Annotated in this window: 23 protein-coding genes and 1 pseudogene; 13 read left to right on the top strand and 11 right to left on the bottom strand. The window is 68.9% G+C overall.

The genetic code is table 11. The features are described 5' to 3' along the window. Nucleotides 1-24 precede the first annotated feature (24 nt). Entirely contained in the window at nucleotides 25-690 is a 666-nt protein-coding gene (locus QGN30_RS03685; protein WP_009955423.1) for a YoaK family protein, read from the top strand. Here the strand turns inward: QGN30_RS03685 and QGN30_RS03690 are convergent. From QGN30_RS03690 to QGN30_RS03705, 4 genes are all read right to left on the bottom strand, one after another. After that, nucleotides 683-1,792 carry a phosphodiester glycosidase family protein gene (locus tag QGN30_RS03690; protein WP_085976465.1) on the bottom strand — a complete coding sequence of 370 codons (1,110 nt, stop codon included), beginning with the start codon at nucleotides 1,790-1,792 and terminating at the stop codon, nucleotides 683-685. The genes QGN30_RS03685 and QGN30_RS03690 overlap by 8 nt on opposite strands. A 79-nt stretch (nucleotides 1,793-1,871) precedes the next feature. Further along, nucleotides 1,872-3,296, bottom strand: coding sequence for a YhgE/Pip domain-containing protein (locus tag QGN30_RS03695; RefSeq protein WP_009955426.1), 1,425 nt, complete (start codon nucleotides 3,294-3,296; stop codon nucleotides 1,872-1,874). Between the two features lie 56 nt (nucleotides 3,297-3,352). Next, the gene (locus QGN30_RS03700; RefSeq protein ID WP_009955428.1) at nucleotides 3,353-4,078 is read right to left on the bottom strand and encodes a pirin family protein; all 726 of its coding nucleotides are present in this window, start codon (nucleotides 4,076-4,078) and stop codon (nucleotides 3,353-3,355) included. 25 nt (nucleotides 4,079-4,103) lie between these two features. Further along, nucleotides 4,104-4,982 carry a MarR family transcriptional regulator gene (locus tag QGN30_RS03705; RefSeq protein ID WP_009955429.1) on the bottom strand — a complete coding sequence of 293 codons (879 nt, stop codon included), beginning with the start codon at nucleotides 4,980-4,982 and terminating at the stop codon, nucleotides 4,104-4,106. Nucleotides 4,983-5,056: 74 nt separating this feature from the next. Here QGN30_RS03705 and QGN30_RS03710 point away from each other — a divergent pair, with 74 nt between their 5' ends. Then, nucleotides 5,057-6,190 carry an NAD(P)H-dependent amine dehydrogenase family protein gene (locus QGN30_RS03710; RefSeq protein WP_029384940.1) on the top strand — a complete coding sequence of 378 codons (1,134 nt, stop codon included), beginning with the start codon at nucleotides 5,057-5,059 and terminating at the stop codon, nucleotides 6,188-6,190. Between the two features lie 94 nt (nucleotides 6,191-6,284). On the opposite strand, the gene QGN30_RS03715 is transcribed toward QGN30_RS03710, so the two are convergent. Further along, nucleotides 6,285-7,697: an alpha/beta hydrolase domain-containing protein gene (locus tag QGN30_RS03715; protein ID WP_248923276.1), complete on the bottom strand. Its 1,413-nt coding sequence runs from the start codon at nucleotides 7,695-7,697 to the stop codon at nucleotides 6,285-6,287. Nucleotides 7,698-7,710: 13 nt separating this feature from the next. Beyond that, nucleotides 7,711-8,767, bottom strand: a pseudogene (locus QGN30_RS03720) (sigma-70 family RNA polymerase sigma factor). A gap of 31 nt (nucleotides 8,768-8,798) precedes the next feature. Between QGN30_RS03720 and QGN30_RS03725 the strand changes: the two are divergent. The 4 genes from QGN30_RS03725 (at nucleotide 8,799) to QGN30_RS03740 (ending at nucleotide 13,178) form a co-directional block, all read left to right on the top strand. After that, nucleotides 8,799-9,632 (top strand): alpha/beta hydrolase, encoded by an 834-nt coding sequence (locus tag QGN30_RS03725; protein WP_014381448.1) that lies wholly within the window; start codon nucleotides 8,799-8,801, stop codon nucleotides 9,630-9,632. A gap of 173 nt (nucleotides 9,633-9,805) precedes the next feature. Beyond that, complete coding sequence (locus QGN30_RS03730; protein ID WP_009955435.1) at nucleotides 9,806-10,555, top strand: DUF2786 domain-containing protein; 750 nt, start codon at nucleotides 9,806-9,808, stop codon at nucleotides 10,553-10,555. Then, nucleotides 10,552-11,064 (top strand): TIGR04338 family metallohydrolase, encoded by a 513-nt coding sequence (locus QGN30_RS03735; protein ID WP_009955436.1) that lies wholly within the window; start codon nucleotides 10,552-10,554, stop codon nucleotides 11,062-11,064. Before QGN30_RS03730 ends, QGN30_RS03735 begins: the two co-directional genes overlap by 4 nt. After that, complete coding sequence (locus QGN30_RS03740) at nucleotides 11,061-13,178, top strand: glycoside hydrolase family 3 protein (RefSeq protein ID WP_248913458.1); 2,118 nt, start codon at nucleotides 11,061-11,063, stop codon at nucleotides 13,176-13,178. Before QGN30_RS03735 ends, QGN30_RS03740 begins: the two co-directional genes overlap by 4 nt. Before the next feature lie 42 nt (nucleotides 13,179-13,220). Here QGN30_RS03740 and mymT read toward each other — a convergent pair whose 3' ends face one another. Beyond that, nucleotides 13,221-13,367 (bottom strand): metallothionein MymT, encoded by a 147-nt coding sequence (gene mymT, locus QGN30_RS03745; protein WP_008261926.1) that lies wholly within the window; start codon nucleotides 13,365-13,367, stop codon nucleotides 13,221-13,223. A 157-nt stretch (nucleotides 13,368-13,524) separates the two neighbouring features. Here mymT and QGN30_RS03750 point away from each other — a divergent pair, with 157 nt between their 5' ends. Further along, nucleotides 13,525-14,181 carry an O-methyltransferase gene (locus QGN30_RS03750; protein WP_009955438.1) on the top strand — a complete coding sequence of 219 codons (657 nt, stop codon included), beginning with the start codon at nucleotides 13,525-13,527 and terminating at the stop codon, nucleotides 14,179-14,181. Nucleotide 14,182: 1 nt separating this feature from the next. Here QGN30_RS03750 and QGN30_RS03755 read toward each other — a convergent pair whose 3' ends face one another. Then, a complete protein-coding gene (locus QGN30_RS03755; protein ID WP_248923275.1) occupies nucleotides 14,183-15,166 on the bottom strand; it encodes a nitronate monooxygenase in 984 nt (327 codons plus the stop codon). A 116-nt stretch (nucleotides 15,167-15,282) separates the two neighbouring features. Between QGN30_RS03755 and QGN30_RS03760 the strand changes: the two genes are divergently transcribed. Then, nucleotides 15,283-15,723 (top strand): SPW repeat protein, encoded by a 441-nt coding sequence (locus tag QGN30_RS03760; protein ID WP_008261919.1) that lies wholly within the window; start codon nucleotides 15,283-15,285, stop codon nucleotides 15,721-15,723. A 64-nt stretch (nucleotides 15,724-15,787) separates the two neighbouring features. Here QGN30_RS03760 and ilvD read toward each other — a convergent pair whose 3' ends face one another. Beyond that, nucleotides 15,788-17,500, bottom strand: coding sequence for a dihydroxy-acid dehydratase (gene ilvD / locus QGN30_RS03765; protein ID WP_008261918.1), 1,713 nt, complete (start codon nucleotides 17,498-17,500; stop codon nucleotides 15,788-15,790). Nucleotides 17,501-17,608: 108 nt separating this feature from the next. Here ilvD and QGN30_RS03770 point away from each other — a divergent pair, with 108 nt between their 5' ends. From QGN30_RS03770 to QGN30_RS03790, 5 genes are all read left to right on the top strand, one after another. Continuing rightward, nucleotides 17,609-17,899, top strand: a complete 291-nt coding sequence (locus tag QGN30_RS03770) for a metal-sensitive transcriptional regulator (RefSeq protein WP_008261917.1) — start codon at nucleotides 17,609-17,611, stop codon at nucleotides 17,897-17,899. A gap of 119 nt (nucleotides 17,900-18,018) precedes the next feature. Next, nucleotides 18,019-19,263, top strand: coding sequence for an MFS transporter (locus QGN30_RS03775; RefSeq protein ID WP_008261916.1), 1,245 nt, complete (start codon nucleotides 18,019-18,021; stop codon nucleotides 19,261-19,263). A gap of 118 nt (nucleotides 19,264-19,381) precedes the next feature. Beyond that, nucleotides 19,382-20,422 (top strand): L,D-transpeptidase, encoded by a 1,041-nt coding sequence (locus QGN30_RS03780; RefSeq protein WP_008261915.1) that lies wholly within the window; start codon nucleotides 19,382-19,384, stop codon nucleotides 20,420-20,422. Between the two features lie 148 nt (nucleotides 20,423-20,570). Continuing rightward, the gene (locus QGN30_RS03785) at nucleotides 20,571-21,173 is read left to right on the top strand and encodes a TetR/AcrR family transcriptional regulator (protein ID WP_064893396.1); all 603 of its coding nucleotides are present in this window, start codon (nucleotides 20,571-20,573) and stop codon (nucleotides 21,171-21,173) included. Further along, nucleotides 21,170-23,434: a molybdopterin-dependent oxidoreductase gene (locus QGN30_RS03790; RefSeq protein WP_248923274.1), complete on the top strand. Its 2,265-nt coding sequence runs from the start codon at nucleotides 21,170-21,172 to the stop codon at nucleotides 23,432-23,434. Before QGN30_RS03785 ends, QGN30_RS03790 begins: the two co-directional genes overlap by 4 nt. Here the strand turns inward: QGN30_RS03790 and QGN30_RS25730 are convergent. Continuing rightward, a complete protein-coding gene (locus QGN30_RS25730; RefSeq protein ID WP_179293538.1) occupies nucleotides 23,429-23,866 on the bottom strand; it encodes a hypothetical protein in 438 nt (145 codons plus the stop codon). The two genes, QGN30_RS03790 and QGN30_RS25730, sit on opposite strands and share 6 nt — an antisense overlap. Then, nucleotides 23,820-24,620, bottom strand: coding sequence for a DUF433 domain-containing protein (locus QGN30_RS03795; protein WP_142305289.1), 801 nt, complete (start codon nucleotides 24,618-24,620; stop codon nucleotides 23,820-23,822). Before QGN30_RS03795 ends, QGN30_RS25730 begins: the two co-directional genes overlap by 47 nt. Nucleotides 24,621-24,639 lie beyond the last annotated feature (19 nt).

Below are 24,639 nucleotides of genomic sequence, written 5' to 3' on the forward strand. Positions count from 1 at the left end.
TCACCGGTCTCACAACGATCGACGGTGGCGGCGCTGCTGTTGCTGACGTTCGCGACGGGACTGGCCGACGCGATCAGTATCCTGGTGCTCGGCCACGTGTTCGTCGCCAACATGACCGGCAACGTGATCTTCCTGGGTTTCTGGCTGGCGCCGAGAACCAGCATCGACCTGACCGCCGTCGTGGTCGCCCTGCCGACCTTCGTGTGCACCACCGTGCTCAGCGGCCGGCTGTCCCGGCATTTCGGCGAGCGGACGCGGGCGTGGATCACCACGGTGCTGGCCACGGAGATCGTCCTGCTGGTTACCGTGTCGATCCTGGCGGGCGCGGGAGTGCTGACCTACCAACGGAATTCCACCCTCGTCATGATCGGCATCCTCGCCGTGACGTTCGGGCTGCAGCACTCGAGCGCGCGCCAGTTCGGCATTCCGGAACTCTCCACCACCGTGCTGACATCGACGATCGTCAGCCTCGGCCTGGACAGCCGGCTGGCCGGCGGCACCGGTGAGCGCCAAAGGCTGCGGGTCGGCGTTGTCGTCACGATGGGCGCCGGCGCCTTCGTCGGCGCGACGATGTCGAGGTACACGGTCGCCCCGGTGTTCGTCGTGGCCGCGGCGGTGATAGCGACGAGCCTGCTGATCTTCAGGTTCGGGCCCGGTGCAACGAAAGGCGCTGCGGCCGTGGTTAGTTGAACGCGAGCCAGCTCGGCAGCGCCCGCTCGTGTGAGTCGCAGAGCACCTGTCGGGTGTCGCACGACCCCCTGGGGGAGCCGGCGCCGGCCCACATGCCGCCGGTGTCACGGCGCAGCACGATCGCCGAGGAGCCACCGCCGTCGAGCAGCACGGCGTTGTCGCTGCCCAGCCCGCGGAAGAGGTCCTGCATGTTGTCCGGGGTGTAGTTGCCGCCCTCGAAGATGTACATCTCGTCCTTTTGCCGCGCGTAGGCCAACGCCGTTCGCGCGGCGCTGGGCCCGCCGTCGTGCAGCTGTTCGGTGTTGCCGGGTGCCAGCAGCCCGATGCCCGACACCGCCACGAACCTCTCGTTCTTGCTGAGCAGATCCTGGACGACCGGGGTCGCGGCGTCGTAGTCCTTTTTTGTCTTGGGCCACACCACATACGGCGCGCCGCCGGACGGCAGGATCATCGTCGTCAGCGCGCTCCAGCTCTCGCCGCCGCCGGAGAGACCCTGCTTGCCGGGATAGGCGAGGGTGCCCGTGACCGCCTGGTTGGCGCGGCCCCGGCCATTGGTGTTGTCCACGAAGGCGCCCAACGGTGAGCTGCACCCGGTCTGGCGCCACGAACCGCCCTTTTGCCCGCGCACGTCGAAGAAGTTGGCGTTGATCGCGATCGTCGGCTGGCCCATGCGTTGCCACGCCTGCAGCGGTGTGTAGAGCTCCGAGGCCTGCCACAGCCCCTCCCCGGTGCGGGCGCCGGGATTGTTCTCGCAGCGGGCCTGGTCGCCCTGGTGCGTGTCGACCAGCAGGTGCGGTGAGAGACGTCCGGCCGCGTTCTTGATGATCATCAGGTGGCCGCCGTTGTTCATCTCATACCAGCTGCCGGCGGCGTTGAGCATCGGCGCGGGATGGCCGGGGCCGAAGTTGTACACCAGGTAGGAACCGCGGGTGCTGCCGATGGCGTTGGCGAGCAGATCGCGCCCGTCGGCGGCTCGCGCCAGGGGCAGCCCGTTGGTGGCGGCCAGCGTGAAGCAGGCGAGGAGGGCGGTGCAGCACGCCGCCAGCCGGCGGAAGCTGGCGCGTCGGGTCAGCACGATAGCCCTTTCGGCCATGATCTGGATGCAACAGAGACATCATCAGCCTCATTAGTCACACTGTCAATAAAGATAACGAGCCGATGACGCTGGGGCCACGTGCGAATTACGTTTGTTCGCTGGAACTTTCGGGCTCGGCGACGTCCGGGGTCGATTCGGTGGCGGCCGGCGTCGACTCGGTGGCGGCGGGCTCGGCCCGCTTGCCGCGGCGGGCCTTGTGTTGAGCCTGGTGTTCCTGCGCGAGCGCCAGGGCGGCCGCGCCCTGGATCCGGTGAAAGCCCTTGCGGTCGTAGAGGTGCGTGACGATGCCGCCGAGCAGCAGGCCGATGACGAGGCCCACCGACGTCATGGTCAGCGCCTGGCTCAGGCCCGCATCCCCGCGGCCGCCGAAGTACAGCAGCGATCGCGCGCCCAGGAAAACCTGATGCATCGGCTCGAATTCGGCCAGCCATCGGAAGAAGGACGGCGTCGCCTCCAGCGGCACCGTGGCTCCGGCCGACGGCAGGCCGAGGATCACGAAGATGAGCATGCTCACCAACATCCCCGCGGTGCCGAGCACCGAGAGCAGCGAACTGGACGTGATGCCCACCGCGGCGATCGCGAACACGCCGAACGCCCAGAGCTGCCAACTGAGATCGATGGGCATGCCGAGCGCGTCGGCGATCCAGACGTACACCGCCGAGGTGAGCAGCCCGAGCAGCACCATCATGGCCCACTTGAGCAGCAGCGTCTGGAATCTCGAGATCCTGACCTGCTCGGCGAATCGGTACACCGGGCCGAATTCGGCGGGCACGTAGCCGAGCAGCGCGTCGACCAGCGTGCTGACCACGATGCTGCCGGTGAACCCGGCAAGCAGGAGTAGCAGCGCGTAATAGAACGCGGACAGTCCGTTGCCGGTGCCATTGGGCAGCGGGTTGTAGACGACCGACTGGATCTCGATGGGGGCGGCCAGCCCCACCTGGGCCGCGCCGGGTAGCGGCGCGCCGCCGGTCTGCGCGGCGACCTCCGCCGTAACCCGTTGCCCCGCTATGCCGTTGGCCATCCCCATGGCCGTGCTGAGGGTTTGGCCGGCGATGCTCGCGCCCAGCGTGCCGGCCCGCGGGTTGGTGGAGACGGTGATCGACGGCCGTTCGGCGCGGATCGGCGCCACGGCGCTGGTCCCGAAGTCCCGCAGCTTGGACGAGAAGCTGGGCGGTATCACGACCGACCCGTAGACCCGGCCCGTGTCCAGTTGACGTTTGGCCTCGCCGCGGGAGAGCACGCGGACGTCGAACTTGTTCTTGTCCAACCCATTGACCAGCCGGTCGGTGATCTGCGCGCCCCCGGGGCCGGCGTCCTCGTTCACCACCGCGATGGGGAAATGGTGCAGGTTGGTGCTCGGGTTCAAGATGCCGCCGAGGTAGAGCGCGCACAGCGCCGACATCAGCGCCAACGTGATGATCAGGGGCGCCGCCCAGAACCGCACGGTGCGGATCGCCTTGATGTTGTGCTTGGGATTGGGCGCCGCGTGCTGCGCGTGCGACTGAGGCATGCCGACTCCTGTCTGTCGTGCCCACTCTATGGGCTGCGTCGCCGGCCCTCCATGTCTCAGTCGCCCAGCTTGGCGTGCATCTCCCACAGCAGCAGTTCCGAGGGCTCGCTCGCCGCCGCGCGGCGGCCGTCGGCGTCGGTCAATCGCACGGCGTCGCCCGCGTGCAACTCCCCGATCCCTTCGACGCTGACCCGGCCGCGGGCCAGGAAAAGATGCAGGTAGGGCGCGGCCGGGAGGTGCGCGGCCGCCCCGGCCCGCAGGCGCGTGCCGTGCAGCGCGGCGTGGCGGTTGTGCAGGGTGATGGCCGCGTCGTGGGTGGGGATGCCTGAGGCGATCGTCACCAGGTTGTCGTCCAGCATTTTCGGGTCGATCTCGTGCTGTTGGTAGCTCGGGTCGATGCCGGACTCGTCGGGTACCACCCACATCTGCACGAAATGCACCGGCTCGCTGGGGGAGTCGTTGCGCTCGGAGTGCAGGATGCCGCTGCCGGCCGACATGCGTTGCGCCAGTCCGGGATAGACGACCCCGTGGTTGCCGGTGGAGTCGCGATGGGACAGTTCGCCGCGCAGCACCCAGGTCACGATTTCCATGTCCCGGTGCGGGTGCGTGTCGAATCCCGTTCCGGGGGAGACGATGTCGTCGTTGTTGACCAACAGCAACCCGTAGTGGGTGTTGTCCGGGTCGTAGTGGTCGCCGAAGGAGAACGAGTGCCGGGAGGTCAACCACGGCGTGGTGGTGACGGCCCGATCGGCCGCGCGGCGGATCTCCGCGGTGGCAGACATGATCCCAGCGTAATGCCCGGGCGGGTCAGCCGACCGCCGCGGTGAGCAGCCGCTGGGCGTGGCGGAGCGCGGCGTCGAGCTCGGGCAGGGTCAACCCGGTGGCGTGGCCCAGGTGGATCTCGATCTGATACTCCGGCTGGCCATCGGGGGAGAAGATCGGCAGCACGACGAATTCGGCGGTGGCCAAGTCCGTTTCGAGGACATCGGTGACCGACCGCAGCGTCACCATCGTCATCAGCGTGGTGAGCTGACGCGTGACGTGGGCCGTCGGCTCCAGCGAGGCCAGCACCTCGGCCAGCCGATGGTGCAGCGACTGGTGGGTGTCGTCGAAGCGCCACGCGCCATAGCCGCGGGCACGGATATCGGCGAGCACACGCTGGTGCTCGGAGATTTCGGCGCGGGTGAGCCGGGGCATCACGCGATGCAGCCAGGCCTGGACGAAATCCTCGTCGCGCCAGGCCATGGCCACCAGGCCGAAGGGCGGGTCGATGGGGAAGCGCTGGCCCACAGCGTGTTCGCCGTCGGTGCCGTGGCCGACCGTGTCGACGGTGATCAGGTGCCGGGCGCCGATCTTCGACATCGAGCAGCCCGCGCCGAGCCTGTCGTGCAGGAAGCGCAGCGCGTCGCGCCCGCGGTCCAGCAGCGGAAACTGCTCGCGCAGCCCGTGCACCAGCCCGAACAGCCCGCTGCCCAGCACGTAGCGACGATCCCCGCGCCGCGCCACCCAGGCGCGCCGTTCCAACTCGGCCAGCACGAGGGCGCACGTCGAGGTGCTGATGGCGCAACGTTTTGCCAGTTCCGCCGATGTGAGCCCACCCGGCGAATTCGCCAGGGCGGCAAGGACATCCATCACCCGCGCCGTCGGCGGCGATTTGGGGCGTGGTTCGCCGCGCGCCTGCGCCATTGACGTAGCCACCGCCGCCTCCCTACGATCCGTCCAAAATGCCAGAATATATGTCCTAATATTAGGAGACAATCGTGTTGAAGGTGGGGGTGTGGGGGCCCGGGTCCATGGGAGTGGTCGCCCTGCGTGGCGTGATCGACCATCCGGAGCTGCAACTGGTCGACGTCGTGGTGCACAGCGATGCCAAGGCCGGCCGAGATGCCGGGGAGCTGTGCGGCATTGCGCCGGTGGGCGTGGTGGCCACCCAGGATCCGGCGGCCATGCTCGCCGGCGACGCCGACGCCGTGGTGTACGCCGCCGCCGCCAACCTGCGGCCGCTGGACGCCGTCGAGGACATGGTGTCGATCCTGCGGGCCGGAAAGAACGTGGTGTCGTGTTCGGTGGTGCCGCTGGTCTTTCCCGACGCCGTCGACGCCGCGTTCACCGAGCCGCTGCGCCAGGCCGCGATCGACGGCGGGGTGTCGTTCTTCACCACCGGCATCGACTCCGGATTCGCCAACGACGTTCTGCCGCTGATGCTTACCGGCGTGTCGCGGGTGATCGAATCGGTGCGCGTGACCGAGATGTTCAACTACGCGACCTACCCGGACCGCTCCGCCGTCTACGAGATCCTCGGGTTCGGGCAGCAACCGGACTACCCGGCCTTCGCGGCCCAGCCGGGGATTTTCACCTTCGGCTGGGGGCCCGTGTTGCACCAGCTCGCCGCCGGGTTGGGGGTCAAGATCGACAACATCGAGGAGGCCAACGAGCGGATCCCCGCCGGCGAATCTTTCGACACGCCAACGGGGCACATCGCGGCCGGAACGATCGCGGCCATGCGCTCGACGCTGACCGGTTACGTCGGGGGGAAACCGACCTTCGTCCTCGACCACGTGACGCGCATGCGCGATGACATCGCCCCGGACTGGCCCCAGCCCCGCATCTGCATCGAGCCGAAGGACCTCGGTTACGGCCCGGCGTCCGGCCGCGGGTTGTACCGCGTCGAGATCGAGGGTTCCCCCAGCATGCGCTGCGAATTCGAGATGGCCGAAGACCACGACCACGACCTGGGGGCGCGCATCGCGGGCTCCTCGAGGATGGTCAACGCCATCCCCGCCGTGTGCGCCGCCGCGCCCGGGCTGCTCTCCGCGCTGGACCTGCCGCTGATCACCGGGAACGGCCTGTTGCGTCCGGTGCCGGGCCCGCCGCCCGACAGCCGGCTGTTCTAGTTGGTGACGGCGCGAGTGAGGAGGCGGGCAATCTTGCCTCGCCCGGTGACGGCGAGCGCCGGAACGGCGCGAGTGAGGAGGCGGGCAATCTTGCCTAGGACCGCGCGCCGGGGTACGTCGCGGCGGCGAGCTCCAGGATCTCGGCGCGGTCGGCCGCCAGAATGAATCCGGAGCGGATCGCCGCGTCGAGCGCGCCGGTGAAGCGCTCCAGGTATTCCGTGCTCCCGCCGGGATAGAGCCGGCGCAGCGTGGCGGCGTCGAAAAGCTCGCCGGAGCCGAAGATCATGGACATGATGCTTTCCTCGCCACCCAGCCCCGACGTCCGGGCGACCGGCACGTCCACCCAGGGGGTCCTGAGCCCTCCGCGGGCGAGGCCGTTGCCATCCAGAACCGGTTGCGGCCCTTCGGTTTCCCGGGCCTCAAGGGCTTCCGCGCTCGGCGCCGGCTCGCCGCTGGCGACCCACGTGTTGAGGGCGGCGAGCGCGGCCTGCACCACATAGTGGTGTTGCGGCCCGAAGTTGATGCAGTGCGCCAACTGCTGGCCCATCAGCATGTTGGTCGGCGTGTAGGCGGCGGCGATGTCCGCGAGCGGCGCCGACCCGCTGTCGATGAACGCGACCTGGATGGTGTAGTTGTCGGCGTGGGCGGCGCCGGCGATCTCCCAGACCCGCAGGTATTGGTTGTCGGGCTTGCGGGCGAAGTAGTAGCCCTGCCGGGCTCCGCCGAACACGTCGGTTTCCGTGACGACCGTCAGCAGCGGGACGCGCAGCTCCGGGCGGAACGTAACCCCTTGCGGCTCTTCGGTTTCGGCGAAGATCGAGGTTCCGTCGAGCGGGGCGGCCGAGCCGAAACGGGAATGGACGAGGAACCCGTCGTAGGTGCGGGCCAACGGGTCGACGGCGTTGATGTAGGTCGTGAGGAACATGGCCGATTGCGATTCGCCCAGCGCGATGACGCGCCGCACGGGCAGATCCCCCAGCAGGTCCCGGCCTTCGTCGCTTTTGAGCAGGCCGCCGATCTGGGAGAACATGTCGTAGCAGAAGGCGTCGCCCGGGTGGTGTAGGGGCGCATACCGTTGTGGGTCCTGGGTTTTCAGCGACATGTCCGCGCCGAGCAGGCTGTCGCCGCCCTCGACCCCCACCCGCTGCGCCGAGACCCCGACGTAGGCGTAGCCCGCCCGGATGATTTCGCGGTGCGCCATCATCCATACCGCGGGAGCGTCGATGCCGCCGCTCACGTTGAGCCATTCGACCAGCACGGTTCCGTTGAATCGCGCCGGATCGGTGGGTGTCAACACCACGATCCGCGTCGTGAAATCGGCCGAGCCCGAGGGTGTTACGTCCCAGCGGCCATCGGGTCCCAACTCGGTCACCGGGGTATAGGACGAGGCCGTCGCGGAAACGAAGAATTCCTCGACGCGGTAGCCCACGTTGGCGAGGTCATAGGCGCTCAGCAGCAGCAGCGGCTTGCCGGGCGCGGCCGTGACCAGGGCGGTGGAATTCGTCATGTGCGCAACCTTCTTACTCCTGACCGGCGGACAGCGAACCGGGCAGCCCGAACTTCGTGAACAACGTCTCATCGAGGAACGCCACCACGTGAGAAACCTTCTCGCCGTGCACATCCAGCACATGCAACTGGAAGGGGACGTGCACGTCGCCGGCGCGCATGTACATCGCGGCGGCGAGCTGACCGTTGGCGACCAGCGGCAGCAGCCGCATGTCTCCGCCCGCCTCGGCCGGGCATTGCTGGTGGATCAGGGTCACGATGTCCGCCGCGCCCCGATACCAGCCGGCGTACGGCGGCATTTCCCAGATCGCCTCCGCGGTGAACAACTCCACCAGGCGGTCGATGTCGTAGGTCTCGAACGCGGCGATGTAGCGGGCCAGCAGGTCTTGGGCCTCGGGCGAATCCGGCGGCGCCAGTTGGTCGTCGGCGCTGGGACCGACGGCGTCCAGTTGCGACCGGGCCCGCTGCAGCAGGCTGTTGACGGCGGTCGTGGTGGTGCCGACCGCCTCGGCGACCTCGGCGGAGCGCCACTGCAGCACGTCGCGCAGCAGCAGCACCGCCCGCTGCCGCGGCGGAAGGTATTGCAGCGCAGCCACGAACGCCAGCCGTACCGACTCCCGCGACCCGACGACCACCGACGGGTCCGCCGGGTGATCGGTCAACTCCGGCAGCGGCTCGAGCCAGGGCACTTCGCGGCGCTCCACCAGCTCCGCGGTCGGGTCCGAGCTCGGGGCGCCCAGGCCCACCGGCAACGCCCTGCGCCCCTTGCCCTCCAGCGCGCTCAGGCAGGTGTTGGTGGCGATGCGGTGCAGCCAGGTCCGCAGCGAGGACTTGCCTTCGAAACGGTCGTAGGACTTCCAGGCCCGCAGCAACGTCTCCTGCACCAGATCTTCGGCGTCGTGCAGCGACCCGGTCATCCGATAGCAGTGGGCGAGCAGCTCGCGGCGATAGGGCTCGGCTTGGGCCGAGAAATCGGTCCCCAGCACCGCGTCGCCTTCGGGGTCTTGGGCGAGAAGACTCACGCGGATGAGCCTACGCAGTGTCCGCAACCCCGGCCGGGATCCCAGCCATTACGCTGCACCTCAATGACTAGGACCAGCCGATGAACCGCACCGAACGCAGTTTCGACGGATTCGGCGGTGTGCGCATCGTCTACGACGTCTGGACCCCCGACACGCCGCCGCGGGCGGTCGTGGTGCTGGCGCACGGTCTCGGCGAGTACGCCCGCCGCTACGACCACGTCGCCCAGTGCTTCGGGGAGGCGGGCCTGGTCACCTACGCGCTGGACCATCGCGGGCACGGCCGCTCGGGCGGCAAACGGGCGGTGGTGCGTGACATCCACGAGTACACCACCGACTTCGACACCCTGGTCGGCATCGCCACGCGCGAACACCACGGCCTCAAGTGCGTCGTGCTGGGCCACAGCATGGGCGGGGGGATCGTCTTCGCCTACGGCGTCGAGCGCCCGGACAACTACGACCTGATGGTGCTGTCGGGGCCCGCGGTGGCGGCCCAGGACCAGGTGTCACCGCTGCTGGCCCTGGCCGCCAAGGTGCTGGGGGCCGTCGTGCCCGGCCTGCCGGCGCAGGACCTCGACGTCGACGCCATCTCGCGCGATCCCGCGGTGGTGGCGGCCTACAAGAGCGATCCGCTGGTGTACCACGGCAAGGTTCCGGCCGGCATCGGCCGCGCGTTGCTGCAGGTCGGCGAGACGATGCCGCAGCGGGCGCCGGCGCTGACGGCGCCGTTGCTGGTGGTGCACGGGTCCGAGGACCGGTTGATTCCCGTCGCCGGCAGCCGTCGGCTCGTCGAGTGCGTCGGGTCCACCGACGTCGAGCTGAAGGTGTATCCCGGCCTGTATCACGAGGTCTTCAATGAGCCCGAGCGCGAGCAGGTGCTCGACGATGTCGTCTCCTGGATCACCGCTCGGCTGTGAGCGGGCGTGTCGGACCGCTCCCGTACGTTGGCGCTAATGACTCGCACGGGCGAGGAGGAACGGCGCCATGACTCGCGCCGGTGACGATGCAGAGCGTAGCGATGAGGAGGAACGGCGCTAATGACTCGCGCCGGTGACGATGCAGAGCGTAGCGATGAGGAGGAACGGCGCTAATGACTGACGACAAGATGCTGGCGCGCATCGCCGCGCTGCTGCGTCAGGCCGAAGGCACCGACAACTCCCACGAGGCCGACGCGTTCATGTCGGCCGCGCAGCGGCTCGCGACGGCCGCGTCCATCGACCTCGCGGTGGCGCGCTCCCATTCGGCCCAGCGTTCGGCCGCGCAGGCCCCGACGCAGCGCACCATCACCATCGGCGCGGCGGGCACCAAGGGGTTGCGGACCTACGTTCAGCTCTTCGTGCTGATCGCCGCGGCCAACGACGTGCGGTGCGACGTCGCGTCCAATTCGACGTTCGTCTACGCCTACGGGTTTGCCGAGGACATCGACGCCAGCCACGCCCTGTACGCCAGCCTGGTCGTGCAAATGGTGCGCGCGTCGGACGCCTACCTCGCCTCGGGCGCGCACCGTCCCACGCCGACGATCACCGCCCGGCTCAACTTTCAGCTGGCCTTCGGGGCGCGTGTGGGCCAACGGCTGGCCGAGGCCCGCGACGAGGCCCGGCGGGAAGCCACCAAGGACCGGCAACGTGCGCCGGGAACCGCTATCGCCTTGCGGGACAAGGAGGTTGAGCTCGTGGACTACTACCGCGGTGCGTCCAAGGCGCGCGGCACCTGGCAGGCCAGTCGAGCCTCGGCCGGGTATTCCTCGGCGGCGCGGCGCGCGGGCGACCGGGCCGGCAAGCGAGCGCGGCTCGGCAACAGCCCGGAACTCCCCGGGGCGCGGAGCGCGCTGAGCGGGTGACTCCCGGGAACTCCCCGCGGCGGGATTCTCAACGCTCCAGGGTCTATGCGGCCGAGGAATTCGTCCGCACGTTGTTCGACCGCGCCGCCCAGCACGGTTCACCCGCCGTGGACTTCTTCGGCACACAATTGACGCTGCCGCCGGAGGGCCGATTCGGCTCGGTGGCCTCCGCCCAGCGCTACGTGGACGACGTGCTGGCGCTGCCGGCGGTGCGCAGCCGGTGGCCCGGGGTGGCCCCGTTGCGGGTCCGGCCGCGCCGGGCCGCCACCGCCGCGCACTACGAAAACCAGGACGGCGCAGGCGTTATCGCGGTCCCCGACCGTGACACCGCCGACTGGGCGCTGCGTGAGCTGGTGATGTTGCACGAAGTGGCGCATCATTTGTGCCGGGCCGAGCCGCCGCACGGCCGCGAGTTCGTCGCGACGATCTGCGAGTTGACGGAGCTGGTGATGGGACCCGAAGTGGGGCATGTGCTGCGCGTCGTCTACGCCAAAGAGGGTGTGCGGTGAGCGATCCCGACGAGAGGGCCCGCGAGATCGAAGCCCAGATGACCGACGACGAGCGGTTCTCCCTGCTGGTCTCGGTGATGGGCGCCGGCGACCTGTGGCCGGTGCGCGACGAACGCATCCCGGCGGACACGCCGATGAGCGCGGGGTACGTGCCCGGGATTCCCCGCCTCGGGGTGCCGCCCCTGCGGATGAGCGATGCCGGTCTGGGCGTCACCAACCCCGGCTACCGTCCGGGCGACACGGCCACCGCGCTGCCCGCCGGGCTGGCGCTGGCCGCGGGTTTCGATCCGGCGCTGGCCCGGTCCGCAGGCGAAGTGATCGGCTCAGAGGCGCGCAGCCGCGGATTCAACGTGCAGCTCGCCGGGGCGATGAACCTCGCGCGCGACCCGCGCAACGGCCGCAACTTCGAATACCTTTCCGAGGACCCGCTTTTGACCGCCGCGATGATCGCGGAGTCGATCGACGGCATTCAGCGCCACGGCGTCATCTCGACGGTCAAGCACTACTCGCTGAACTGCAACGAGACCAATCGGCACTTCCTGGACGCGGTCATCGATCCCGACGCGCACCGCGAGTCCGACCTGCTCGCCTTCGAGATCGCGATCGAGCGGGCGCAACCGGGCGCCGTGATGACCGCCTACAACAAGGTCAACGGCGTCTACGCCGCGGCGAACGATGTCCTGATCAACGAGGTGCTCAAGGGCGCCTGGGCGTATCGTGGTTGGGTCATGTCCGACTGGGGCGCCACGCCGAGCTGGGAGTGTGCGCTGGCCGGCCTCGATCAGGAGTGCGGCGCCCAGATCGACGCGCTGCTGTGGCAGGCCGAGACCTTCGGCGCGCCGCTGCGCGACGCGTACGCCGAGGGCAGGCTGCCCAGGGAGCGGTTGTCGGACATGGTCCGACGGATCCTGCGGTCCATGTTCGCCGTCGGTATCGACCGCGACGCCGCGCCGCCGGAGCCGGATCTGGCCGCGCACAACGAGATTGCGCTGCGCATCGCCCGCCAGGGGGCCGTGTTGCTGACCAACCGGGGAGCGCTCCCGTTGGCGCCCGAGCCGGGCATGCGCATCGCCGTCATCGGCGGATACGCGCACCTGGGCGTGCCGGCCGGTTATGGTTCGAGCACCGTCGTTCCCGACGGCGGCTACGCGGGCGTGGTCCCGATCGGCGGCGCGGGGCTGGAGGCCGGGCTGCGCAACCTGTACCTGCTGCCGTCGTCGCCGTTGCAGGAGTTGCGAAACCAGTTGCCGCGGGCGCAGATCGAATTCGATCCCGGCATCAGTCCGGCCGAGGCGGCGCTGGCGGCGCGGCTCGCCGATGTCGCGATCGTGTTCGCGGTGCGCGCGGAAGGGGAGGGATACGATCTCGCCGACCTGTCGCTGCCCTGGGGCCAGGACGAAATGATCGCGGCGGTGGCGGCGGCCAACCCCAATACCGTGGTGGTGCTCGAGACCGGCAACCCGGTGAGCATGCCGTGGCGCGACGCGGTGAATGCCGTTGTGCAGGCGTGGTATCCGGGTCAGGCCGGCGCCCGGGCGATCGCCGAGATCCTCACCGGCCGGGTCAATCCTTCGGGCCGGCTTCCGATCACCTTTCCCGCCGATCTGGACCAGACGCCTCGCCCGCGGCTACCCGGTGTCGGCACGCCGTGGGGGACCGCGAGCACGATCGAATACTTCGAGGGCGCCGATGTCGGCTATCGATGGTATGCGGCCAACGGCCACGTCCCGATGTTCGCCTTCGGTCATGGCCTGTCCTACACCAGGTTTGACTACCGTGACCTGGTGGTCACCGGCGGGGAGACCATCACGGCCAGTTTCACCGTCGTCAATCCCGGCGACCGCGCCGGGGCCGACGTGCCGCAGCTGTATGTGACGGCGGAGCCCGGCGGACCGTGCCTGCGGCTGCTGGGATTCGAGCGGATCGAGTTAGAACCGGGCGCCAGCCGCCGGCTGAGGATCGAGGCCGATCCGCGCCTGCTCGCACGCTACGACGGCGGCGCCGGATGCTGGCGGATCGAGGCGGGCGATTACACGGCGGCCGTGGGCATTTCGGCGTTGGCCATGCGGCTCGCGGCGGGGGTCGAACTGACCGGCCGTACGTTCGGGCGATGACTCCCTCGGGCTGACGCCCGAACGTACGACCGGCCCGAGGCGTTACTCGACGGGGGTCAGCGCGTCGCCGCACGTGCAGCGGTAGCCCTCGCCGGCGCCCGAGCAATGGCAGGGCACCTCGATGCGGACACGGCAGCCGCAGCCTTCGTGACCGCACGTCAGCAGGGTCCCGGCTTCGTAAGTTGCCATTTGACTCACCCTTTTCTCCTGGTGTGACTCGTGCGGCGCGGTTCGGCCGCACCCCCACTATATACCCCCCATGGGTATACGTAAACGGTCGCGACGGGTTTCGTGGCGGGGACGGCTGTCGTGCGGGGGCCCGGCGGGCGCGGCTAGCGTTGACGTCATGAGCGAGAAACCGACCCCCCACGACGTCGACGCATTCCTGGACAGCACGGTGGTGGGCGACGATCCGTCCTTGACCGCGGCGCTCGAGGCCAGCAACGCGGCCGGGCTACCGCCGATCGCGGTCTCGGTGCAACAGGGAAAGTTCCTGAGCCTGCTCGCCGGCGCCATCGGCGCGCGGCGCATCCTCGAGATCGGCACCCTGGGCGGCTTCAGCACCATCTGGTTGGCGCGTGGCGCCGGGCCGCAGGGCCGCGTGGTGACGCTGGAGTACGAGCCGAAGCACGCCGAGGTGGCGCGGGGCAACTTGAAGCGCGCCGGCGTCGACGATCGGGTGGAGGTGATCGTCGGCGCGGCGCTGGATACGCTGCCGACGGTCACCGGACCCTTCGATCTGATCTTCATCGACGCCGACAAGGAGAACAACCTGGCGTATGTGGAGTGGGCGGTCCGATTGGCCCGGCCCGGTGCGGTCGTGGTGGTGGACAACGTGATTCGAGACGGGCAGATTCTGCGGCCGGATTCCGACGATGCCCGGGTGCGGGCGACCCGCGAGACGCTGCAGGCGATGGGCGAGCACCCGCGGCTGGACACCGCGGTGATCCAGACGGTGGGGGCCAAGCACTGGGACGGCTTCGCCTTGGCGCTGGTGCAGTAGCTCAGCGCGGGGACAGGTCGGCGACCGCCTGCCCGGCAGAGGTGAGTTCGCCGATCCGCAGGGCGGTTTCACCGGCGTACAGGGCGGCGCCGTCCAGCCAGGAGTCGGGCACACCGGCCACCGGTGCCAGCGGCGTGAAGAACGGCAGGGCCGGCGACTGCAGGCGCATCAGTGCGCCTGCATCGAAATAGCCCAGCGCCGACAGGGGACGACTGGCCGCGTTGAGCGCCGCCGGCACCGCCTTGGCCCGCCCGTCGGCGCGGCACCACCGGCGCGTCGCCTCGTTGGGCACGACGCGGTGCCGTAGCGGCCAGCTCAGGCCGAACAGGTTTGTCTCGATCGTCCTGTCGGCCCGAAGGATTCGCCGCTGATACTCGCGGCTCGCGTTGGCCTCGTGCGTCAACAGGAATCGCGTGCCCGCGATGACACCGCTGGCGCCGCCGTCCAGCGCGGCGCGAGTGTCGGCGGCGGTGGCGACGCCGCCGGCCAGGAACACCGGTCGGTTCCCGGCCGCGCGCAGGGCGTGCGGGAGAAAATCCAGGGCCGGCACGGTCCCCACGAGGTGCCCGCCGGCCTCGCGCCCCTGAGCGATCAAACCGTCAGCGCCGCAGGCGATCGCGGCCCGCGCCTGCGCCTCGGTGCCCACCATCACGAAGACGAAGACCCCGGCGTCGCGCAGATGCTCGACGAGGCCCCGCTTGTCGCCGAACGCCAACACCACCGCGTCCACCCGGGCGTCGACGCAGGCCGCGACGTGATGGCGATGCATGAAGGGCAGCAACAGGTTTACCGCGACGGCACGACCCGGCGCCTGCTCGCGCACCTCGTCGATCGACGCGCGCAGCCGGCGCGGGGTGTCGATGCCCAGCGTGCCGAGCCCGCCCGCGTTGGCGACCGCGGCCGCCAGGGCCGCCCCCGCGAGCCCGCCGCCCATGCCGGCCTGTCCCACCGGGTGATCGAGCCGCAATCGATCCGCGAGGTCCATGCCTCAAGAGGCTACGCGGTTTCTCGAACTGGGCCGCGATCGAGCGTAATGTTGATCACAGATGGATGGGTGCAGCCCAGCTCAAAAGGCTTGCTGCATAACAGAAAGGTCACAAAATGAGTACAGTCCATTCATCAATCGATCACCACCCCGATTTGATGGCGTTGCGCGCCCGCTACGAGCGTGTCGCCGAGTCGATGAGTGCGCATTTCACCTTCGGCCTGGCGCTGCTGACGGGTCTGTATGTGGCCGCGTCGCCGTGGATCGTGGGGTTCAGCGCGACGAGGTCGCTCGCCACGTCTGACCTGATCGCCGGTATCGCGGTGGCGTTCCTGGCGTACGGGTTCGCCACGACGCTGGATCGCGCGCACGGCATGACATGGACGCTGCCGGTACTCGGCGCGTGGGTCATCGTGTCGACGTGGATCCTGCCGGACGTCACGCTGACCACCGGCATGACCTGGTCGAATGTCGTCGCGGGCGCGTTGCTGACCTTCCTGGGTCTCAACGCCACCTACTTCGGCATGCGCACGCGCGCCACGGGAACGCACGCCTAGCCCCGAACTCGGTTAGGGCACAGGTCGATTCGCCGCCTGGCCGGGCGATCCGGTCAGGCGGAGATCAACCGCAGACTGCGCCGATGGCGGCCGAGCTGACCAGCTTGACGTACTTGGCCAGCACCCCGGTCTTGTAGCGCGGCGGCGGCGGTGTGAAACCCTTTCGCCGCGAATCGAATTCAGCCGGATCGGCGAGCACGTCGAGCACCCGGTTGGCGACGTCCAGCCGGATGCGGTCGCCGTCGCGCAGAAACGCGATCGGTCCGGCGTCCACCGCCTCCGGGGCGATGTGACCGACGCACAGCCCCGTCGTCCCGCCGGAGAACCGGCCGTCGGTCAGCAACAGCACGTCCTTGCCGAGACCGGCGCCCTTGATCGCGCCGGTGATGGCGAGCATCTCGCGCATGCCGGGTCCGCCCTTCGGGCCCTCGTAGCGGATCACCACCGCGTCGCCCTTGGTGATGGTGCCGTCCTCGAGGGCATCGAGCGCGGCCCGTTCACCGTCGAAAACCCTTGCGGTGCCCTCGAACACGTCGGAATCGAAGCCGGCGGACTTCACCACCGCGCCCTCGGGAGCCAGCGATCCGCGCAGGATGGTGATGCCGCCGGTGGGGTGAATAGGATTGCTCAGGGCCCGCAGCACCTTGCCGTCGGGGTCGGGCGGGGCGATCTCGGCCAGGTTCTCGGCCACGGTCGCACCGGTGACCGTCAGGCAATCGCCGCGCAGTAGGCCGGCATCCAGCAACGCCTTCATCATCACCGGCACGCCGCCGATGTGGTCGACGTGCGACATCACGTGGCGGCCGAACGGCTTGACGTCGGCCAAATGCGGAACCTTCGACCCGATCCGGCTGAAGTCGTCGAGCGTCAGCGCGACGTCGGCCTCGTGGGCGATGGCCAGCAGGTGCAGCACCGCGTTGGTGGACCCGCCGAACGCCATCACCACCGCGATGGCGTTCTCGAACGCCTCCTTGGTGAGGATGTCGCGGGCGGTGATCCCGCGCCGCAGCAGTTCGACGACCGCCGCGCCGCTGCGCCGCGCGAACCCGTCGCGGCGGCGGTCGGTCGCCGGCGGCGCCGCGCTGCCCGGCAACGACATCCCGAGCGCCTCGGCGGCGCTGGCCATCGTGTTGGCGGTGTACATGCCGCCGCAGGCGCCCTCGCCGGGGCAGATCGCCCGCTCGATGGCGTCGACGTCCTCGCGCGGCATCAGCCCGCGGGCGCAGGCCCCCACCGCCTCGAACGCGTCGATGATGGTGACCTCGCGCTCGCTGCCGTCGGAGAGCTTGGCCACCCCCGGCAGGATCGAGCCCGCGTAGAGGAACACCGAGGCCAGGTCCAGCCGCGCGGCGGCCATCAGCATCCCGGGCAGCGACTTGTCGCAGCCGGCCAGCAGCACCGAGCCGTCGAGGCGTTCGGCCTGCATCACCGTCTCGACGCTGTCGGCGATCACTTCGCGCGACACCAGGGAGAAGTGCATCCCCTCGTGGCCCATCGAGATGCCGTCGGACACGGAGATGGTGCCGAACTCGAGGGGGTACCCGCCGGCCGAGAACACCCCCTCCTTGACGGCCTTGGCGAGCCGGTCCAGCGAGAGGTTGCACGGCGTGATCTCGTTCCAGGACGACGCGACGCCGATCTGCGGCTTGGCGAAGTCCTCGTCTCCCATGCCTACTGCCCGCAGCATGCCACGGGCGGCGGCCTTCTCCAGGCCGTCGGTGACGTCACGACTACGCGGCTTGATGTCGGCGGTCCGAGCCGAATCGGTGGTGGGCATCGTTCAAGTATGCGCTGGCCAGTCGCGATGCCCGTTCCCGGGGTAATACCCCGTCGGGGTATAAGCTGGGATGGGCGGGCCAGACGGAGCGGCAGGGGTGAATCGACGATGACAGACGAACACGGGTACTCGCAGCAGAAGGACAACTACGCCAAGCGGCTGCGGCGCATCGAGGGCCAGGTGCGGGGCATCGCCCGCATGATCGAGGAAGACAAGTACTGCATCGACGTGCTGACCCAGATCAGCGCCGTCAACAGCGCGTTGCGGTCGGTCGCGCTGAATTTGCTCGACGAGCACCTGAGCCACTGCGTCACCCGGGCCGTTGCCGAGGGCGGCGACGAGGCCGACACGAAGCTCAGCGAGGCCTCCGCCGCGATCGCTCGCCTCGTCCGCTCCTGATCGCAGGGCGTGTTGCCGCGCCAAGTTGGAGGAACCGGTAGCCGGTGTGCGTACGGTATGGGGAGCGTGACCTCGGCGACGTTGCTCAGCCGATTGCGCACACCCAAGCGATGACTGTGATGACTGCCGAAACCGCCAACGCAGCCGCGCGAACGTGGACGCCACGGATCGCGGCTCAGCTCGCCATCCTCGCGGCCGCGGCCTTCACCTATGTCACCGCCGAGATCCTGCCGGTGGGGGCGCTGCCGGCGATCGCCCGCAACCTCAACGTCAGTTTGGTCCTGGTGGGGACCCTGCTGTCCTGGTACGCCCTGGTCGCGGCCCTGACGACGATCCCGCTGGTGCGCTGGACCGCGCACCTGCCGCGCCGCCGCGTGCTGGTCGCGAGCCTGACCTGCCTGACCGCCTCCCAGCTCATCTCGGCGCTGGCGCCCAACTTCGCGGTGCTGGCCGCCGGGCGGGTGCTGTGTGCGATCACCCACGGGCTGCTGTGGTCGGTCATCGCGCCGATCGCGACCCGGCTGGTGCCGCCCAGCCACGCCGGGCGAGCCACCACATCGATCTACGTCGGCACCAGCCTGGCGCTGGTCGTCGGCAGCCCGCTGACCGCGGCCCTGAGCCTGATGTGGGGATGGCGCCTGGCCGTCGTGTGCGTCACCGTCGCGGCCGCGCTCGTCACGGTCGCCGCCCGGCTGATGCTGCCGGAGATGGTGCTCACCGAGGATCAGCTGGCCCACGTCGGGCCCCGGTCCCGCCATCACCGCAACCCGCGGCTGATCATCGTGAGCGTGCTGGCGATGATCGCGGTCACCGGCCACTTCGTGTCCTACACGTTCATCGTCGAGCTCATCCGCAACGTCCTGGGCGTGCGTGGGCCGAACCTGGCCTGGGTGCTGGCCGCCTACGGGCTGGCCGGCCTGCTATCGGTGCCGCTGGTGGCGCGGCCCCTGGACCACCGCCCCAAGGGCGCCGTCATCCTGTGCATGACGGGTCTGACGGCCGCCTTCGTGGTGCTGACGGCGCTGGCGTTCGGCGGCCGGTCCGGCGCGACGACGGCGCTGATCGGCACCGCCGCCATCGTGCTGTGGGGGGCCATGGCCACCGCCGTATCGCCGATGATGCAATCCGCCGCCATGCGCAACGGGGCCGACGACCCCGACGGGGCCTCGGGCCTCTACGTGACGGCATTCCAGGTCGGCATCATGGCCGGCTCGCTGGCGGGCGGGCTGCTCTACGAGCACAGCGTCACGATGATGCTGATCGCTTCGGCGATCCTGATGGCGGTCGCGCTGGTCGGCATCGCCGCCAACCGGCGGATGCTCGACGTCCCCCCGCCGCGGCCGACAAGCTCACTCGATTCATAACCGCCCAGCTCAGAGGCGTGTTCTTGGCGGCTCCGGGGCTGCGGACGCCCGCCGGCGACGGTCGACGGCGCCCGCCCTATGCCAGACTGTGTCGGAGTAGACAAGTGGAGGTATGCATATGTCGGGCTGGACGAAGGCCTGGACTTTCAAGGGTCTCTTCGCCGCTCTGAACGTCACCGGCTGGGGCGCAGTGTTGACCCTGGCGCTGGTGCTGAGCGCCGCCCCCGCGCTGGCCGACCCGGACCCGGCTCCCGCCGACCCGGGCGCCGTCGCCGCCCCGCCCGGCCCGCCCGCGCCGCCGGATCCCTTCGCGCCGCCACCCCCGCCCGACCCGCTGGCACCGCCGCCCCCGCCCGACCCGGCGGCGGCGCCACCATGGCTCCCGCCCATGGCGGAACCCGCGGCGGCCTCGGCCGCCGGGCAGAACCCCACCCCGTTCACCGGGACGGCCCCGTTCGGGCCCCCCAAGATCCAGCCCGCCAACGGGTCGACCGTCGGCGTCGCCCAGCCGATCATCATCAACTTTCCGGGACGCGTCGACGACGCCGGCGCCGCGGAGGGCGCGGTCCACGTCTCGTCGGTGCCCGCGGTCCCGGGCAAGTTCTACTGGATGACCCCGACGCAGCTGCGCTGGCGGCCGTTGAGCTTCTGGCCCGCCCACACCGCGGTGACCGTCGACGCCGGGGGCACCGTGTCGAGCTTCCGCACCGGAGACACGCTGGTCGCCACGGCCGACGACGCCACGCATCAGCTGACCGTCACCCGCAACGGCACGGTGGAAAAGACGATCCCGATGTCGATGGGCATGACGTCCGGCAACCACCAAACCCCCAACGGCACCTACTACGTGCAGGACAAGAAGGCGTCGGTGGTGATGGATTCGTCCACCTATGGGGTCCCGGTCAACTCGACCTACGGCTACAAGGTGACGGTGGAGGACGCGGTCCGGTTCGACAACGTCGGCGACTACGTGCACAGCGCCCCCTGGTCGGTGGACGACCAGGGCAAGCGCGACGTCAGCCACGGCTGCATCAACATCAGCCCCTCCAACGCGAAGTGGTTCTTCGACAACTTCGGCGCGGGAGACCCGATCATCGTGAAGAACTCGACCGGCGGCAACTACAAGAAGAACGACGGCTCCGCCGACTGGATGAACTAGCTGCCCGAGAGCAGTCGCAGAATCGCCCGTTTCCCCCGCGAAATCGGGCGATTTTGCGTCTGTTGACCATCTCCTCGCCGAGGGGGCTTCCTTGGGCGCGGCGATTATGTATAGCATCATATATAACTTCGGCCCCTGAGGAGCGGCGATGCGCGGTCCACGCGACCGGATGGTGGTTTCGGCCGCCCTGCTGATCAGGGAGCGCGGCGCCCACGCCACCGCCATCTCCGACGTCCTCGAGCACAGCGGCGCGCCGCGCGGATCGGCCTACCACTACTTCCCGGGCGGGCGCACGCAACTGCTCTGCGAGGCCGTGGACTACGCCGGCGACCACGTCGCCGCGATCATCGCCGAAGCCGCGAGCGGCCTCGACCTGATCGACACCCTGATCGACAAATTCCGCCAGCAGCTGCTCGACAGCGACTTCCGCGCCGGCTGCCCCATCGTCGCCGTGTCCGTGGAGGCGGGCGAGCAGCAGGACGCCGAGCGCATGGCGCCGGTCGTCGAGCGCGCGGCGGCGGCGTTCGACCGCTGGACCGACCTGATCGCCCAGCGCTTCATCGCCGACGGCATAGCCCGGGAACCGGCGGGCGAATTGGCGGTCCTCGCCACCACCGCGCTCGAGGGCGCGATCCTGCTGGCCCGGGTGCGCCGCGACCTGATGCCCCTCGACGTCGTCCGCCGCCAGGTGCGCGAACTGCTCTTGGCTACGTCGTCGTATCGGGTGACCGGAGAGGATGTCCCACAGTGACCACAGACACGACCGGTGAATGGCACTCCACCGCATGCATCCTGTGCGAATGCAACTGCGGCATCGTCGTTCAGCTCGACGATCGCCGGCTGGCCCGCATCCGCGGTGACAAGGCGCACCCGGCATCGCAGGGCTACACCTGCAACAAGGCGTTGCGGCTGGATCACTACCAGAACAGCCGCACCCGGCTGACCGCCCCGCTGCGCCGCCGCCCCGACGGCAGCTACGAGGAAATCGACTGGGACACCGCGATCGTGGAGATCGCCGAGGGGTTCAAGCACATCCGCGACACCTACGGCGGGGACAAGATCTTCTACTACGGCGGCGGCGGGCAGGGCAATCACCTGGGCGGGGCGTACAGCGGCGCCTTCCTGAAGGCGCTCGGCTCACGGTACCGCTCAAATGCGTTGGCGCAGGAAAAAACCGGCGAGTCCTGGGTCGACGGGCAGCTGTACGGCGGTCACACCAGGGGCGAGTTCGAGCACGCCGAGGTGGCGGTGTTCGTCGGCAAGAACCCCTGGATGTCGCAGAGCTTCCCGCGCGCCCGCGTGGTGCTGAACGACATCGCCAAGGATCCGGCCCGGTCGATGATCGTCATCGACCCCGTCGTCACCGACACCGCCAAGATGTCCGACTTCCACCTGCGGGTGCGGCCCGGCACCGACGCGTGGTGCCTGGCGGCGCTGGCCGCCGTCCTCGTCCAGGAAAACCTCTGCGACGAAACGTTTCTCGCCGAGCACGTGCGCGGCGCCGACACCGTCCGCGACGCGTTGCGCGACGTCGCGGTCGCCGACTACACCCAACACTGCGGGGTCGACGAGGAACTGCTGCGCGCGGCGGCGCGGCGCATCGGCGCCGCGGCGAGCGTCTCGGTCTTCGAGGACCTCGGCGTGCAGCAGGCACCCAACAGCACGCTGTGCTCCTACCTGAACAAGCTGCTATGGGTTCTCACCGGCAACTTCGCGAAAAAGGGCGGCCAGCACCTGCATTCGTCGTTCGCACCCCTGTTCGGGCAGTTCTCCGGCCGCACCCCGGTCACCGGCGCGCCCATCATCTCCGGGCTGGTGCCCAGCAACGTGGTCCCCGAGGAAATCCTGACCGACCATCCGGACCGCTTCCGCGCCATGATCGTGGAAAGCAGCAATCCCGCTCACTCGCTAGCCGATTCGACCGCCTGCCGCGAAGCCTTCCAGTCGCTGGAACTGATGGTGGTCATCGACGTCGCGATGACCGAGACCGCCAGGCTCGCCCACTATGTACTTCCAGCCGCATCCCAATTCGAGAAGCCGGAAGCCACCTTCTTCAACCTGGAGTTCCCGCACAACACTTTCCAATTGCGCCGTCCGCTGCTGGAGCCGTTGCCGGGAACACTGCCCGAGCCCGAGATCTGGGCCCGGTTGGTGCGGGCGCTCGGCGTGGTCGACGACGCGGATCTGCGGCCCCTGCGCGAAGCCGCCCAGCGGGGTCGGCAAGCGTACGCCGAGGCCTTCCTGTCCGCCGCCGCCACCAATCCCACGGTGGCTCAGCTACTTCCGTACGTGCTCTACGAGACGCTCGGACCGACCTTGCCGGACGGGCTGCGCGGCGCGGCCGCCCTATGGGGCCTGGCCCAGAAGACCGCGATGAACTATCCCGACGCCGTGCGGCGCGCCGGTCACGCCGACGGCAACGCCCTGTTCGACGCGATCCTCGACAACCCCTCGGGCGTGACGTTCACCGTCCACAACTACGAGGACGACTTCGCGTTGATCAGCCACTCCGACCAGAAGATCGCGCTGGAAATCCCGTCGATGCTCGACGAATTGGCCGCGCTGGCCCGGACCCCTGCCGAGCTGACCACGCCCGATTTCCCGATCGTGCTGTCGGTGGGGGAGCGGCGCGCCTACACCGCCAACGACATCTTCCGCGACCCGTCCTGGCGCAAACGCGACGCCGACGGCGCGCTGCGGGTGAGCGTGGAAGACGCCCAGGCCCTAGGGCTCGTCGACGGATGCCGGGCCCGCATCAGCACCGCGGCCGGCAGCGCCGAGGCCACCGTCGAGATCACCGAGACCATGCTCGCCGGACATGCCGCCCTGCCCAACGGTTTTGGGCTCGACTATCTCGACGACGACGGTCACACCGTGGTGCCCGGAGTGGCCCCGAACGCCCTGACCTCGACCGGGTGGCGCGACCCCTACGCCGGTACGCCGTGGCACAAGCACGTGCCCGCGCGCATCGAGGCCGCTGATCGAGAGAGATTAGCCCACCAAAACCTATAGGTCGATTCGTTGAAGATGTGGTCTAGCTCCGCCACGTACCCGCCACGCGCTCCCACCAACCAGAGATGCCATAGCGCACACGTCAGCCAGTGTTGCTGCAGCGATCGAAAGCAGCTCTGCTCGCGTAGCGTTGCCGGGGTAATAGAAGATGTGCACCTTCGCCTTCACGAGCGCGGCAAGCTCGTCTGGCCGTTCGAGAATCTTCGTGTCCTTAGCGATGGCGGCCCAACGCTCTTCGCCACATCGCGCCAACCAGATCGCATCTGGCGTCCCTTGGGCCTCATGTCGTGATCCGAACACGCTCCACGGCGTATGTACGACATAGCCCAGATCTTCAAAGAACCGGCGGAGGCTCTTCCCCGCCAGCCCTTCGTCGATGTAGAACTCAGGCGGCGCGGCCCAAGAGGATGCGGGCGGCGGTTCCGACATCATGGACTGAAATTCCGAACTCGTCAGCGACAGTCTCGGCGGTTTCTCCAGCCTTGAGCATCGCAGCTACATCGATCATGCGAGCGCCTGACGCTCCAAATCGGGGTTGACCGAACCCGTACTGAGGATCAACGATCACCTTGGAGGGTTCGCAGCTCTGCAGTCTGAGCCGCGTGGGTTGCCCGTTGTCTTCGCGCGATATGTAAGTGAGGTAGTCCTCGACGATCGCCCTGATCACCGTTTGACCCGTGCGGGCTTCGATGAGCCCTCGTCCGCCTGGCGTTTTCGAAAAGTCCCATAGAACGTCTATTCCATCGGTGGCGAGGTTTGGAGCCGTGAGGGCGTATTCAGTGCCGAACTCACGCTGAAGCACACTCAGGGCTGGACGAATCTTCCGAACTTGGACGCCAGCAGTACGGAGGGCCTCAAGGACGTACGCCTCGGTCAGCGTTATGAAGCTGACGGACGCGACTCGACGGCCAGTGAGTCTCGCACGATTGCTGTCACTTTTGGCGGAGCCGCCTACTCCGTCTACAGGATGCCTGGGCTTTACGGTGCCGACGACTTTGCCTCCGCTGACGTCAGAAAACGCGTCTGAGTCGCTGGGGCGGTCGGCGAGATGAAGCAGAGGCTCCCCTCTGGGGTATCCCCTGGCCCAACGGTGGAAGGTCTGCTGGCTTATAGCCAGATAACGTGCCGCGTCGGTTAGGTTCATGATTGCGCGGCGGAACTCTGGTGCGAATTCGTTGGCCGTCATATTGGTGATTGTCGCAGAA

Origin of the sequence: Mycobacterium sp. 3-98, from assembly GCF_035918355.1 — a bacterium.
Taxonomy (GTDB): Bacteria; Actinomycetota; Actinomycetes; order Mycobacteriales; family Mycobacteriaceae; genus Mycobacterium; species Mycobacterium intracellulare.